General features: G+C 69.8%; 10 protein-coding genes and 1 pseudogene. 5 read left to right on the top strand and 6 right to left on the bottom strand.

From position 1 onward, the window contains the following. Positions 1-35 precede the first annotated feature (35 nt). Positions 36-782: a helix-turn-helix domain-containing protein gene (locus tag YIM_RS04310; protein WP_228004549.1), complete on the bottom strand. Its 747-nt coding sequence runs from the start codon at positions 780-782 to the stop codon at positions 36-38. Positions 783-1024: 242 nt separating this feature from the next. On the opposite strand from YIM_RS04310, the gene YIM_RS04305 reads away from it, so the two are divergent. From YIM_RS04305 to YIM_RS04290, 4 genes are read left to right on the top strand one after another with little or no spacing between them, the layout of a single operon-like run. Then, entirely contained in the window at positions 1025-1195 is a 171-nt protein-coding gene (locus YIM_RS04305) for a DUF2399 domain-containing protein (protein ID WP_153029095.1), read from the top strand. Between the two features lie 29 nt (positions 1196-1224). Beyond that, positions 1225-2760: a TIGR02677 family protein gene (locus YIM_RS04300; RefSeq protein WP_153029094.1), complete on the top strand. Its 1536-nt coding sequence runs from the start codon at positions 1225-1227 to the stop codon at positions 2758-2760. Continuing rightward, positions 2757-3995: a TIGR02678 family protein gene (locus YIM_RS04295; protein ID WP_153029093.1), complete on the top strand. Its 1239-nt coding sequence runs from the start codon at positions 2757-2759 to the stop codon at positions 3993-3995. Before YIM_RS04300 ends, YIM_RS04295 begins: the two co-directional genes overlap by 4 nt. Continuing rightward, positions 3992-7966 (top strand): TIGR02680 family protein, encoded by a 3975-nt coding sequence (locus YIM_RS04290; protein ID WP_153029092.1) that lies wholly within the window; start codon positions 3992-3994, stop codon positions 7964-7966. The genes YIM_RS04295 and YIM_RS04290 overlap by 4 nt, the downstream gene beginning before the upstream one ends. Here the strand turns inward: YIM_RS04290 and YIM_RS04285 are convergent. After that, the gene (locus YIM_RS04285; protein ID WP_228004548.1) at positions 7950-9053 is read right to left on the bottom strand and encodes an alpha/beta fold hydrolase; all 1104 of its coding nucleotides are present in this window, start codon (positions 9051-9053) and stop codon (positions 7950-7952) included. The two genes, YIM_RS04290 and YIM_RS04285, sit on opposite strands and share 17 nt — an antisense overlap. 146 nt (positions 9054-9199) lie before the next feature. Between YIM_RS04285 and YIM_RS04280 the strand changes: the two genes are divergently transcribed. Then, complete coding sequence (locus YIM_RS04280) at positions 9200-10339, top strand: epoxide hydrolase family protein (protein WP_153029090.1); 1140 nt, start codon at positions 9200-9202, stop codon at positions 10337-10339. Positions 10340-10524: 185 nt separating this feature from the next. Here YIM_RS04280 and YIM_RS04275 read toward each other — a convergent pair. The 4 genes and pseudogenes from YIM_RS04275 to YIM_RS04260 form a co-directional block, all read right to left on the bottom strand. After that, positions 10525-11279, bottom strand: a pseudogene (locus YIM_RS04275) (IS5 family transposase); the annotation flags it as partial. Between the two features lie 92 nt (positions 11280-11371). Continuing rightward, entirely contained in the window at positions 11372-12025 is a 654-nt protein-coding gene (locus tag YIM_RS04270) for a response regulator transcription factor (RefSeq protein WP_228004547.1), read from the bottom strand. Beyond that, positions 12010-13089 (bottom strand): hypothetical protein, encoded by a 1080-nt coding sequence (locus tag YIM_RS04265; protein WP_153029089.1) that lies wholly within the window; start codon positions 13087-13089, stop codon positions 12010-12012. Before YIM_RS04265 ends, YIM_RS04270 begins: the two co-directional genes overlap by 16 nt. After that, the gene (locus YIM_RS04260) at positions 13082-14203 is read right to left on the bottom strand and encodes a sensor histidine kinase (protein ID WP_153029088.1); all 1122 of its coding nucleotides are present in this window, start codon (positions 14201-14203) and stop codon (positions 13082-13084) included. Before YIM_RS04260 ends, YIM_RS04265 begins: the two co-directional genes overlap by 8 nt. Positions 14204-14240: the final 37 nt, after the last annotated feature.

Raw genomic sequence — 14240 nt, 5'->3', positions numbered from 1 at the left:
CCACCCCGAATTTAGACACTTAAGTAAGTGACATATCAGTAACGTTCTGCGTAGCGTGTTGGGGATTCGCCGAATATGGATTTGAAGTCTCTGGTGAAGTGGGACTGGTCGGCATAGCCGAGATCCGCGGCCAGTGCGGACCAGTCGACGGCACCGCCCGCGGCCAGGCGTTCCGTGACCTCGTGCAGCCGGTAGCGTCGGATCACCCACTTCGGGCCGATGCCGACGTACTCGGCGAAAAGGCGTTGCAGGGCACGCGCGTTCGTGCCCAGTGCCGTGGCCAGCATGGCAACCGTCGTGATTTCGGGTTTGGCGATGATCAGGCTGACAGCGTCCGCGGCGGTATCGGCTCGTGGATCGGCGGCAGGCAACTGGCTCAGCAGGAACTCCTCGACGCCCGAAACCGTCAGCGGGTCCGGGATCGGCTCGCGGAACACCTCGGCGACATCCACAGTGCGGTCCGTCAAGGTCGACACCGAGCGGCCCAGGAACGGGCGGAACATGCCTGGTCGGAAGGCGACGCCGAAGACGCCATCCGCGCCCGAGAGCACCCGGATCTGGTGTCCTGACGACACCCCCGTCACGTAGGCGCCACCGCTCCGGTTGAACACCAGGTGCACATTCGGATAGGGCACGATCAACTGCCGATAGGGCGTCTCGTAGTTCCACGAGACATCCCAGTAGCGAGCCACGTAGCGCGCCAAAGCAGGTGACGGGCCCGGAAAAGAGAGCCGCTGGAACTTGGTCCAGGCGCTCCCCAGCTCACGTTCGTCCCTGCTCACGGGGACGAGTCTATGCTGGCGACCAGTGTGGAACTCCGTCACAAGCCCGAACTCGCACCGTTGTGGCAGGTGGTCCACGCGCGGCTGTCCTCCACCGTGCTCGCCGCCGGGTTCCGCACCGAGGGCGACGACGTCACGAGCCGGGTCCCCGCAGCTGGTCAAGCCGCCGTGCCTACCCTGCAACAGCTCAGAACCAGCCGTATCGAGCCGCCGGAGGACGTCTGGGTCTTTGAGAACCGAGCGTGCTGGCGCTCGACCACCTCGCCGCGGCCGGTGACGGGCCGCCGGTCGGCCGGGTCACCGCGGTGCCGTGGGACGCGGCGCCGGCCGATCACCTGAACACCGTCGGCACCACGGTTTCCGAGGAGCGCGTGGCACCGGCCTTGCTCACCGAACTACCCACCATGAAATAACTGTCGGTATCACCACCTACCGTGTCGCCATGGACCCGATCCGCGTCCCACCCGAGATGTTCCGCTTCACCAGCGGCGACCGGGCCGAGCTGTACGTCGCGGTCCTGCACGCCTTCGGTGAGGCCAGCGAACGCCTGGAAACCGCGCTCGGGCTCGACGAGGTCCGCGCACGCCTGCGCTCGGTCGGCTGGCTCGACGCCCTCACCGACAACGATCTCTCCACCGCGCTCGACCAGCTCCGGGACTGGCGCCTGGTCGACGTCATCCAGAACCACTCCGAGAACTACCGCACCGCCAGCGAGTACGAACGCCGCAACCTGCAGTACTCCCTCACCAGGCAGGGCGAAGCGGCGTTCGCCGGCGTGGTGCACGCGATGAGCCTGCTGGCCTCCACCGGCGCACTGCAGACCGCCGTGCTCGATGCGATCTCCGACCGGCTCGGCGATCTGCTGCACGAGCTGGACACCGGTTCCGACCGGCGGATCTTCAGCGCGCTGATCGAGCTGGAGGGACATCTGGAAGCCTTGCGGGGCAACACAAAGCAGTTCAACGGCGAACTCCAACGGTTGCTGCGCGCGGACGGCGCCGACCTCACCACGTTCCACGAGGTCAAGGCGTCGACCGTGGCCTATCTCGAAGAGTTCCTCACCAACCTGGAGCCTCGCAGCCACACCATCGCCACACGGATCGAGAAGATCGAGGCACACGGCGTCGACCTGCTGCACCAGCGCGCGCTGCTCGGCGCCGACCTCCCCCACCTGACCGGCACCGATCCCGGCCCGGCCTGGCTCGCGCACCGGCGCGCTCGCTGGGACGGGCTGCGCGCGTGGTTCCGGCCGCTGGACGGCTCGGCGCCCAGGGTCGAGCAGCTGCACCTGGTCGCCCGCCGGGCGATCATCACCCTGCTGCAGGTGCTCGCCAGGATCACCGAGTCCAAGCGCCACGCCAGCAGCGCGGTCGCCGACTTCCGCGAGCTGGCCAGGTGGTTCACCGCGGCCCCGGCCCAGGACGACCTGCACCGCCTGTGGAGCACCATGTTCGGCCTCGGCTCCGCGCGCCACGCGCACCTCGCGCATCCGGATCCAGAGCTGATCAGCCCCGCCGCGTCCTGGTACGAGACGCCGCCGGTCGCGGTGTCACCGCTGCTCAGGTCCGCGGGCAAAGCCGAGCGGTTCACCAAAACCGGTCGCGTCCGCGACGTCACCGCGATCAAGGCGGCGCGGAACGAGCGGGCGCTGGCGGAACGAGCGGAGCTGGAAGCCGCCTGGGACCTGCTCGACACCGGCGGCCCGATCCGGCTCTCGGCCTTCGACCGGATCGACCACGCGCTGTTCGAACGCCTGCTGGACCTGCTTGGCCGGGCGCTCGCCACCGGGCCAGACCCCGGCGGTACCCGGCGGAGCACCACCTCGGACGGCCGGATCGAGATCCTGCTGCGGCCGCCGCGGGACGGCGCGATCGCCGTGCTGACCACCAACCGCGGTGAGTTCCGCGGCCCCGACTACGAACTCGAGATCCGGGCGGCCGGGCAACGAAGACAACGAGCGAGCGGAGACCGCGCATGAGCCAGCTCGCGAACCACCTGGTCACCGCAGAACGCGAGGAGGTCGCCCACGGCATCCGCCGCCTGCTGGCCACGCCCCTGATCACCGAGCGATCGGCGCCCGAGGTGTTCGACCTGGTGCGGCGCCGCCGGGAACCGATCCGCAAGTGGTTCGACTACTACTGCGGCTGGACGCTGACCGTCGAACCGCGCCTGGGATACGCCCGGCTGGTCAAGGTGCGGGTGGCCGCGGACGCCGGACGGCCCGCCCGGCGGCTGCGTTCGGGCCGGGCCCCGTTCGACCGCCGCCGGTACGTGCTGCTCTGCGTGGTCGCCGCGGAACTGCTGTCGGTGCCGGTGACCACCATCGGCCTGCTGGCCGACCGGATCGCCAGGGCCACCGGCGCGGACGAGGTGGTCACCACGTTCGACACGTCGAGCCGGAGCGAGCGGATGGCGTTCGTCGATGTGCTGCACCTGCTCGAAACCTATGGTGCCGTCGACGTGGTCGACGGGGCCACGGAGACCTTCGTCGACTCGGCCGAAGCGAAGGTGCTCTACCGCGTGGACGCCACGCTTCTGTTGCGCCTGCTGGCCGCACCCGTCGGTCCTTCACAACTCGCCGTGCCCCACGAGGACGTGGCGCTGCGCTTCGAAGAGCTGCTCGAAGCCGTCTCCCGGGAGCGCCGGTACGGCCTGTCCTCCGGGCGCCACGAGGACACACCGGGCGCGTCGGAGGTGCAGCGGAACCTGTGGTTGCGGCATTCGATCTTCCGCAGGCTGGTCGACGATCCGGTGGTCTACTTCGACGACCTGTCCGATGACGAGCAGGCGTACCTCAACTCGCCGACCGGGCGCCGCCTGCTCCGCCAGGCCGCCGAGCTGGGCGGATTCCTGCTGGAGGAACGCATCGAGGGCGTGTTGCTGATCGACGTCGACGGCATCGCCACCGACAGCCGGTTCCCCGACGACGCCGCCAACGCCAGGGTCGCCGCGCTCCTGCTGCTCGACACGATGACCGGCCCGGTCACCGTCGAGCAGCTGGAGTTCACCGCCACCGCCCTGCTCGAACGCTTTCCCCGCTGGGCCAAGAGCTACCGCGGTGACGACGGCCCGCGCCAGCTGACCACCGACGCGCTCGCCGTGCTGACCGCCTTCGACCTGGTGCGGGTCACTTCGGGCGTGATCCGGCCGCAGCCGGCCGCGGCGCGGTATGCCGTGGCCGCCACCAGGACCACCGAGGAGACCACGTCATGACCGTGACCGACCTGCCTCGCTGTGCCGCGGACACAGCTCGCTGGGTTCCCACGCGGGCGGGCATCCTCAACGTCTGGCGCTACTACGACGAGGTCTTCGAATTCCACAAAGGACGGTTGCTGCTCCGCGGGCCCAACGGCAGCGGCAAGTCCAAGGCGCTCGAAGTGCTGCTGCCGTTCCTCTTCGACGCGAACCTGCGCGCGAACCGGCTGTCCACCTTCGGCACCGGCGAGCGCACCATGCACTGGAACCTGATGGGCGAGGGTGCCACCGGCACCACGCGCGTGGGGTACGTCTGGCTGGAGTTCCGTGCCGGCGACCGCTGGTTCACCTGCGGCGCGCGGCTCCAGGCGAGCACGCACACCACCACGGTGCACCCCGAGTACTTCACCACCGAGCTGCGCATCGGCTCGGATTTCTCGCTGGTGACCGAAGCCGGTCAGCCGCTGACCAAGAACGCGCTGATGGAGCGGCTTGGCGAGCGCGGCACCGTGCACGGCAGCGCCGCCGACTACCGCACCGAGGTCCGGACGTCGCTCTTCCCGTCGTTGAGCGAGCAGCGCTACGACGCGCTGATCCTGGCGCTGCTGCAACTCCGCACCCCGAAGCTGTCCCAGCGCCTCGATCCCGGGCTGCTGTCGAACCTGCTCTCCAGGGCGTTGCCGCCGCTGGGCCAGCAGGAGATCGCCGACCTCGCCGAGGGCTTCGAACGGCTCGATTCCCAGCGCGACAAGCTCACCAAGCTGGATGAGGAGGTCGCGGCGACCCGCACCCTGGCCGCCCGGCAGAAGACGTACGCGCAACGGGTGCTGCGCGCCGGCGCGGCCGCGCTGACCTCCGCCACCACCGACCTGGAGAACCTCGCGAAGGCGGCACGCGCGTCGGCCGAGGAGCACACCCGCGTCGAAGCGGAGAAAACGGCAGCGGAAGACCGCGTTGCCGCGCTCGAAAAGGAGATCAGCGCAGCCGAGTCGCGCAAGGCGGGCCTGACCGAGAGCGACGCGTACAAGCAGGGCCAGGAGCTGGATCGGCTGCGCGAGCGGACCGCCGAAGCGAAAAAGCGAGCGACCAGGATCCGTGAGGACGCCGACCGCAAACGCGCGGAGGCGGAGGCCGACCAGGCTGCCGTGCACAAGGCCGAACAAGCGGAACGCCGTCACCTGGAAACCGTGCAGGCCCAGCAGACCGACATCCGCCACGCGGCGGCCAGGGCCGGGTTGACCAGCGTGCACACCGAACTGGTCCGTGCCCCGGGGCGGCCCTTGCTCCGCGCGGCGCTGCGGGCCAAGCGCGAGCAGCTCGGCGAGGTCGGCCATGCGCTCGACTCGCACGAGCGAGCCGTGGAAGTGCGCCAGCAGGCCGAGAACGATCTCGACCTGGCGCGGACGGCGTTTTCCCAGGCACAGCAGGCTCTCGACACGGCAGCCGTCGAGCGCGAGAGCGTGCTCACCGACCTCGGCACGCGCTTGGCCGACTGGGCGGCCGGGTGCCGGGAACTGAGGTTCGACGACCCGTCGGCGGTGTCCGAGCAGGCCGAATCCGAATCCGCGGTACTGGCGCTGGTCGAAACAGCCGCGCTGCGCGGTCAGCAGGAAATCACGACGCTCGAAACGGCGAGGAGCGCGGCGCTGACCGCCGCCGAGCGAACGCGGGGCGAACTCGCCACCGAGGTCGAGAAGCTCAGCGCCGAACACGACATCCCGCCGGACGCACCGGCCACCAGGACAGCGGACCGAACCCGCATGACCGGCGCACCACTCTGGCGGCTGGTGGATTTTGCCGACAGCACAACGGAAAGCAGTCGCGCCTCGATCGAGGCCGCGCTCGAAGCGTCCGGTTTGCTCGACGCGTGGCTAGGCCCGCGCGGGGAGATCGAGGGGCACGACCTTTTTGCCGACCCGTACGCCTTGCCGGCTGTCGCCGGTAGTTCACTCGCGGACGTGCTCGTGCCCGAGAACGACGGCGCCCGGCGGCTGCTGTCTTCGGTGGCCTTCGGCGAGGTGCTGCCGGACGAGCCGGCCGCGATCGGCGCCGACGGTTCCTGGCGGATCGGGAACCTCACCGGCAGTTGGCAGAAGGACCACGCGACCTACGTCGGTTCGGCGGCCCGGCAACGCGCGCGGCAACGCCGGATCCAGGACCTGCAAGACCAGATTTCCGACCAGGAAGCGGAAGTCGCCTCGCTGGAACGGGAACTGACCTCGTTGCGCAACCGGCGCCAAGTGCTGGAAGCCGAACGCGAGGGCCGCCCTGGTCACGGTCCGCTGATCATCGCCACGCAGGCGCTGACCAGGGCCGAAGCCGAAGTCGGAGCCGCGAACCGCGTGGTCAGGGAACGCGTCGACACGGTGACAGCCAGGGAGGGTGACGTCACCAAGGCACTGCGGCAGCTGACCAGCCTGGCCGCGGAACACGGCCTGCCCGCCGACCGCACCGGTTTGTCCACAGTGGAATCCGCGGTCAGCTCCTTCCACGACCAGGCGGAAAGCTGGCTGGAGGCGCTCGAGGACCTGCACGACGCGCGGCGCGTACTGACGGTCGCGCGCGACCAGGCCCGGCGGTCGGCGGCCGGGTCGGCCGCGCGCGAGGAAGAGGCGGTCGAGGCCGAAGTCCGCTACGAAGATCTCGCCACCACGCTCGAGGCGGTGGACAGCACGTTCAAGGTCGAGTACCACGAAGTGCTGACCGAGATCACCGAGCTGCGCAAGAAACTGGGCGCGCTCACCGAAGAACGGCGTGCGACCGCGCGTGAGGTCACCGAACTGGCCGTCCGGCTCGGCGAGTTCGGCGCACGCCGGGAGGCCGACGCGCATGCCCGCGACGAAGCCGCCGCCCGGCGCGACGTGGCGGCGCACCGCTTCCGCCAGCTGGCCACCGGCGTGTTCCCGGCCGACAGCGGCCTCGACGACCTGACGAAGTTCGAAGAAACGCTGCGAGCCTCCGAAGGTGTTCGCGCCGCGCTGGACGCCGCGAGGCTGGTCACCACGGCCTGGCCGACCATGCCGCACGCACCGAAGAACCTCGGCGACGCACTGCACCGGCTGTCCGAGTCGGTGCACACCTGCCGGAGCGCGCTGAGCGCACGTGCGGATCTCGACCTGGAAACCGACGAGGACGTGCAGATCTTCACCGCGGTGGTGGACGGGCTCCGGGTCGGCGCCACCGAACTGCTGCACATCCTGCACACCGAAGCCGAGGACAGCCGCCACGAGATCACCGAGCGGGAACGCGAGCTGTTCGACCAGACGCTGACCGGTGACACCCGGCGCCACCTCGCGGCCCGCATCCGCCAGGCCAACGAGCTGGTCGACGACATGAACGCCCGCCTGGAACGCGTGCGCACCGCGTCCAAGGTGGCCGTGCGCCTGGTCTGGCAGGTCGCCCCCGACCTGCCGCCCGGCACCAAGGCCGCGAGGGAGCTGCTGCTCAAGGACCCGGTGCGGTTGTCGGACGACGATCGGCAGTCGCTGCACCAGTTCTTCCGCGAGCGCATCGAGCAGGCACGGGCCGATGACACCGCCACGACCTGGGAGGAGCAACTCGCCCAGGTCTTCGACTACACCTCGTGGCACCGGTTCGTGGTGAAGGTCGATCGCGCCAACGGCAACGGCTGGGAGCTGCTGACCAGGAAGCTGCACGGCGCGCTTTCCGGTGGGGAGAAGGCAATCGCGCTGCACCTACCGCTGTTCGCCGCGGTCGCCGCGCACTACCAGGCCGTGCCGGAAGCTCCTCGCGTGATCCTGCTCGACGAGGTCTTCGTCGGCGTGGACACCACGAACCGCGGGCAGGTGTTCGCCCTGCTGGCCGCGCTGGATCTGGACCTGATGCTGACGTCCGACCACGAGTGGTGCACCTACGCCGAGCTGAGCGGCGTGGGCATCCACCAGCTCATCACCGGTGGCGACGGCGACGACGCGGTGACCACCGCGCGCTTCACCTGGGACGGGAGCGCGCTCATTCCCGAAGAGTAGCGAGCAGACGATCCAGCACGGCCCCGTTGCTCACGCGCAGGCCGTCGTGGCCGTAGTCGGAGGTCAGCCAGGGGCGCAGGCCGCGGATCAGGCCCGCGGTCGAGAGCGAGAGGTCGCGTGCGATGTACATGTCCTCCGCGTAGATCGCGGCGGCGACGGGAACTTCGTTGTCCCGCAACCGGTCCAGGTCGTACAGCGCGGGCCAGTGGTGCTGCGCCAGACTGTGGGCCAGGCTGCGGAACGGCCTCAGCAACGGGTCGTTGTCGAACATCCACGGGTAGATCATTTCGCCGAGGAAGTCGAGACCGGGGAACTCGGCGCGCACTCGCTCGCCCGACCAGCCGGTCACGCCGTTCTGGGCGTAGGTCGCCTCGTGCAGGAGCGAGTAGATCGGCGAAGTGCTCGCCCACGACAGTTCTTGTTGCACGCGCATCAGGAACGCGTCCGAAAGCTGACGGGCGCTGAACGGGTCTTCCAGCAGGTAATGCAGTTGTCGGCTGCCTGTGCTGGAGCCCAGGAGGTTGCCGAGCAGGCGGAACGCGTCGACGGTCAGCACGCGGCCGCCGGGCAGCCGCACCTCGCGGGCGCGAAGGTACTGCACTATTCGCCTGACCTGGTCGCGGTCGCCGGGGAACTGCTCGTAGTGGGCGGCGATCTTCGCCGCGACGACCGGGTAGAGGTGCCGGTAGACCGTGTCCGCGTCGGCTTCCACGCCGGGCAGGCCGCCGGTGATGAGCGCTTCCCGCAGGCCCTCCGGCGCGATGGACAGGTACGCCACCGTGCAGTAGCCGCCGAAGCTCTGGCCGAGGACCGACCACTGCTCGTCGCCCAGCAGTGCGCGCCTGATCAGCTCGGCGTCCCGCACGATCGAATCCGCGCGGAAGTGCTCCAGGTGCGGCCCGAGCCGGGTGAGCGTGTGCCGGTTCAACGGGGTGGACCGGCCCGTTCCGCGCTGGTCGAGCAGCAGGACGCGGTAGTCGGCGAGCGCTCGCCGCAACCAGCCTTCGTCGCCGTCGACCCGCGGCGCCGGGAAGCCGGGACCGCCGTTCAGGTACAGCAGCCACGGCCGGTCCTCCCGCGTCCGCACCTCTCGCGCGAAGACCTCGATTTTTTCTCCGTGGGGTTCTTTGTGGCTCAGTGGCAACAAAAACCGGTGCTCTGCGAAGACGGTCGAAGACACCGCCCGACGCTACCAACGTGAAACTGTCGGGGCACCCGCTTATCGTCCCCGACGTGATCGAATACCGGCTCGACATCCCCGAAGCGGAGCTGCTCGACCTCCGCGACCGCCTCCTGCGCACGCGCTGGCCGGAGGCGGAGACGGTCGACGACTGGTCACAGGGCGTGCCGCTCGCGTACCTGCGCGAACTGTGCGAGTACTGGGCCACCGGCTACGACTGGCGGCGCGTGGAGGCCCGGCTCAACGCGCTGCCCCAGTTCAGAACCGAGATCGACGGGCTGGGCATCCACTTCCTGCACGTCCGCTCGCCGCATCCCGGTGCCGTCCCGCTGATCCTGACCAGCGGTTGGCCCGGCTCGATCGTCGAGTTCCTCAAGGTGATCGAGCCGCTGACCGATCCGCCGGATCCCGCCGACGCGTTCCACGTGGTGTGCCCGTCGATCCCGGGTTTCGGCTTCAGCGACAAGCCAACCGAGCCGGGCTGGGGCATCGAGCGCATCGCCGCGGCGTGGCTCCGGCTGATGACCGAACTGGGTTACGAACGCTTCGGCGCCCAGGGCAGCGACTGGGGCACGAGCATCACCACGAGCATGGCGCAGCAGGCGCCGGAACGGTTGATCGGCATCCACCTCATGCCGCCGATCGCCGCCCCCGATCCGGAGACCTTCGACGACCTCACCGAAGCCGAGCGGCAGTCGATCGAAGCGCTGAAGCACGCGAGCGAATGGGAGGACGGATATTCCGCCGAGCAGTCCACCAAACCGCAGACGATCGGCTATTCACTGGTCGACTCGCCGGTCGGGCTGTGCGCGTGGATCGTGGAGAAGTTCCGCGCGTGGACCGATTCCGGTGGTCACCCGGAGAACGTGCTCACCAGGGACGAAATCCTGGACAGCGTGATGTTCTACTGGCTGCCCGGCACCGGCGCTTCGTCCGCGCGCCTGTACTGGGAGAGCATCCGCCAGGTGCGGACGTGGTTCACCGAGGCAACCACCGATGTGGTCGGGGTGCCGGTGGGCTGCACCCTGTTCCCCAGGGAAACCCCGCGGCCGTCCCGGCGCTGGGCCGCGAAGCGGTACACGAACATCGTGTACTGGAACGAGCCCGATCGCGGTGGCCACTTCGCCGCGTTCGAGCAGCCCGCCCTCTTCGTGGAGGAGGTGCGTGCGTTCTTCCGAAAACTCGACAGCTGAGTAGCTGCGATCCGCTCGTTGGTCTGATTCCTGGGCTCCTCCGTCAGCCCGTCGTTTCCGCTGTTTGACAACTAAGAGTGCGCGCGAGCAGGGCAGGTGGATGCCCGTCGTGATCGAGGTGGTTCCTGGCGGTGCCGCGCCGGCATCGCCGTACTGGACCGTGCACTCGATACAAGTCCCTGGTGGCCAGGGGCGAGTAGGGCTTGATGGAGGTGGTCGCGGCGTTCCCAGTGGATGCGTAGGCGTTTCATGCCGTGGTACCAGGCAATGGTGCGTTCGACGACCCACCTGGGCGCGCCCAGGCCGGGGCCGTGCGCTTGGCCTCGGCGAGCGATGCGTGGCCGGATGCCTCTGGCCCGCACCTTCTTGCGGTACTTGGCGTGGTCGTAGGCGCGGTCACCGTAGAGCTCGCCGGGCCGCTGGCGTGGTCGGCCACGGCGGCCTCGAACCGGCGGTATCGCTTCAATCAACGCTTCGCGTTCGGTGATGTCGTTGCGGTTGCCGCCGGTCAGCGACACCGACAACGGGATGCCGGCGCGCTCGGTCAGGACGTGGTGCTTCGAGCCCGGACGGGCGCGGTCGAACGGGCTCGGACCGCTTTGGGGCCACGCCTCACGGCCCGGACATGGGAAGAGTCGATGATCGCCCGCGGCCAGTCCAGCTTCCCGGCACCGTGCAACTCGGCCAGCAACAACTCGTGCAACTGCGGCCAGACTCCGGCCCGGTTCCACTTCTCCAGGCGCCGCCAGCAAGTCATACCCGACCCGAACCCCAGCTCCTGCGGCAGGAACTCCCACTGGATCCCGGTGTGCGGCACAAACAAGATCCCGCACAACACCTGCCGATCCGGGATCCTCTTCCGTCCCGGATACCGCGGATTCCGCGGCGCTGGCTGGGGCAGCAACGGCTCGATGCGCTGCCACAGCCCGTCCGGCACGATCCACGGCGGCTGCTCACCACGCCTCACGGCCCGACATCGCAGATCAACATCCACGCAAGACGGAAGACTGAAGATCAACTTTGTGAGGAACTCTAAAGATCTTCGAGGCGGACCAGACCGTCCTGGATGGCGCGGGCGACCAAGCCCGCCTTCGTGGGTGCCGCGCGGCCCGCGTTGGCGTACTTGATCCGCACGCGGTCGATGTAGGAGTTGACCGTGCGCACCGAGAGCCCGAGCTTCTCGGCGACCATGTCCTTGGACTCGCAGGCGAACCAGTTCACCAGCACGTCGACCTCACGGGCGCTGAGGCGCGGCCGGTCGGGCCGGGTGTCCACGCCGATCGCCCTGGCCATGGAGGGCGGTGTGTAGGGCAGCTGCCTCGCGGCGGCGTGGATCGCGGCGACCAGGTGCATCGGGCCCTCGGCCTTGGTGAGGTAGCTGGACGCGCCGATGTCCAGGCAGGTCAACGCGGTGTCCTTGTCGTCGCGCATGGTGTAGACCACCACCTGGCGGCCGGCGTCGACCAGCCGCCGGAGGTCGCCGTAGGCCGGGGTGGGCGCGGCGAGCTGCAGGTCGAGCACGATCACGTCGGCCTGGCCGCCGGGGTCGAGCCAGGCGACGGCCACCGTGGGGCCGGAGTCGACCACCCGCACGGGCGGTTCGGCGGCGGCACACCAGGCTTCGATGCCGCTGATGATGGCGGGGTGGTCGTCGATGACCACCGCGGTGATCAGTTCGTCGTCCACGCGGCCTCCACCCAATGCCTGCCACCTGTCTCGCGGTGGGTAATGGTGACCTGCGCCGACGTGACCAGTGGAGTCGGTGGCGGGGCGTCGGTGACCACGCTGACGGTCGCGGTGCCTGGCGTGCCCAGCACGGTCACCCTGGCTTCGGCGACGGTCGCGGCGAGGCAGGCCACCACCGGCTCGGTCAGCGCGCGGCGGACCCGGACGGGTAGTTCGGGCCGGTCTCCCCAGGTGCCGAGGAACACCGTGACTCCCTTGCGTTCGGCCACTTCCGCACAGGCGCGCAGCTCGTGCAGCAGCGGGTCGTCGACATCGTCGGTTTCGGCGAACAGCCGGCGCATCCTGGCCGCCTCCACGGCGTAGGACGCGCGGTCGTGCACCGGGGTTCCGGCGGCGAGCCGGGCGAGCAGCGGCACGGTGGTGGCCGCCAGCTGCTCGAACCGGGCGCGCCGATCGCGGTGCAGCTGGTCGGCGACGGCTTCGGCGGTGCGAGTCCGTTCCTCCACCGCGGCGGTCTGCTGGGCGAGGCGGGCCATCCGGTTCAGCGCGGCCGTCGACGCGGCCACGGTGAGCTGGTAGCCGAGCACCAGGATGGTCACCGTGGCGAGCCCGGCCAGGCTCAGCCGGTCGGCCTGCCCGACCAGGACCAGCTGCCCGAAGCTGAACAACTGGTGCGCACCGAGAGCGGCCAGCACGGCGGAGAAACGGTGGTCGGCGAGCAGCAGCAGGCAGAACCAGCCGATCGTGCCGTAGGACCACTCCGCTTCGGTGATCACGAGTTCCGGTGGTACCGCGAACACCGCGGCCAACGACGCGGCGAACACCGCGGCGAGCGCGGGCCAGCGCGAACGGCCGAGCGGGCGGTCGCGCCAGATCCGCACGCCCGCGAACGCGGCGATCGCGGTCAGCACGGCGAACGCGGTGAGTTCCACCGCGAACGAGCGGTAGACCTCGGCGTTGGCCAGGAGCAACGGCAGGTTCAGGCCGAACAGGGTGACCGCGGTGATGAGCAGCGTCGCCAGGCGCAGGCCGCGGAAGAGCTTGGAGACGGTGAGTTCAGCCATGCGACCACTCCAGCTCGACCGTGGTGCCGGTGCCGCGCGCGCTCCGCACCGTCGCCGTGCCGCCCGCCTCGGTCATTCTGTCCACAATGGACGTGGACAGGCCGTGGCGATGCGCGGGGACCGATGTCGGGTCGAATCCCCTTCCGCTGTCGGAAACTTCGACCCGGACACCGTTCGTCACGCGGTGCACGGTGATCACCGCGGAGTCGACGCCCGCGTGCCGGGCGACGTTCTCCAGTGCTTCACCGGCGGCCCGGCACAACGCGACGGCCGGGGCCGCGGGCAGCCGGATCGGCTCTGGGGCGCGGAGTTCGGCGTCGACGCGGTTGTGCCGCGCGACTTCGTCGAGCATCTCGACCAGGTCGACCTGGCCTTCCGGGAGTTCCGAGCGTCCGGAGAGCGCTTCGAGATCACGTCTCGCGCGCTCGGCGAGCCACGGTTCCCGCCCGGTGACCATGCCGGTGCCGATCGCCAGCATGGTCGCGGCGGCGGTGTCGTGCATGGTGGCGAAGTGCGCGCGCTCGTCGGCACGGCGAGCCGCGGCGACCTCGGCCTCGCGGCGCACGCGCTCCCCCGCCGCCGTCCCGCGATCGACCGCGCGACCCGCCTGGCGCACCAGGACGCGCAGGCCACGCGACAGTCCGGCTTCGGCCAGCGTCCACAGGCCGAGCGGCAACGACGCGGTCCAACCACCGGGGTCGGCGATCGCCGCTCCGGCCAGGTAAGCCGCGATCAGCACCACCGTGAGCACGAAGCCGGGCGCCGGAGCGCACAGCCACTGGTGGCAGACCGCGGTGATGGACACCGCGACCAGCACCCAGCTGGTGCTGTCGTGCAGCAGCACCACCGGGTCGATCCACCGCGCGCCAAGGCAAACCAGCGCGATCACGGCGGTGTCGAGCGCGAGCACGCGGGACGCGCGGTTCCAGTAGAAGGCGCTCCACAGGCCCAGTGCGGCCACGACGACCGCGGAGCGTTCGAGCGGCACGGTCAGCGACGTCAGGCAGGCGACCGGCATCAGCACCGCCGTGCGCACGACCACCGCGTACCGGCGGCCGACGCGCTCGACCTCGCGCTCGGCGGGACCACCCGGTGTGGGTTGATCGACCGGCACCGCGCCTCCAACACCCGCACTAGCTTCGGTTTTCCAG

The sequence above is a fragment of the Amycolatopsis sp. YIM 10 genome, assembly GCF_009429145.1.
Classification (GTDB): Bacteria; Actinomycetota; Actinomycetes; order Mycobacteriales; family Pseudonocardiaceae; genus Amycolatopsis.
This window is presented reverse-complemented; position numbering and strand designations above follow the sequence as displayed.

Excerpts from the sequence above, each read along its gene's own strand:
- YIM_RS04265 (WP_153029089.1), bottom strand. The coding sequence starts at position 13,089 with ATGGCTGAACTCACCGTCTCCAAGCTCTTCCGCGGCCTGCGCCTGGCG.
- YIM_RS04290 (WP_153029092.1), top strand. The coding sequence starts at position 3,992 with ATGACCGTGACCGACCTGCCTCGCTGTGCCGCGGACACAGCTCGCTGG.
- YIM_RS04300 (WP_153029094.1), top strand. The coding sequence starts at position 1,225 with ATGGACCCGATCCGCGTCCCACCCGAGATGTTCCGCTTCACCAGCGGC.
- YIM_RS04295 (WP_153029093.1), top strand. The coding sequence starts at position 2,757 with ATGAGCCAGCTCGCGAACCACCTGGTCACCGCAGAACGCGAGGAGGTC.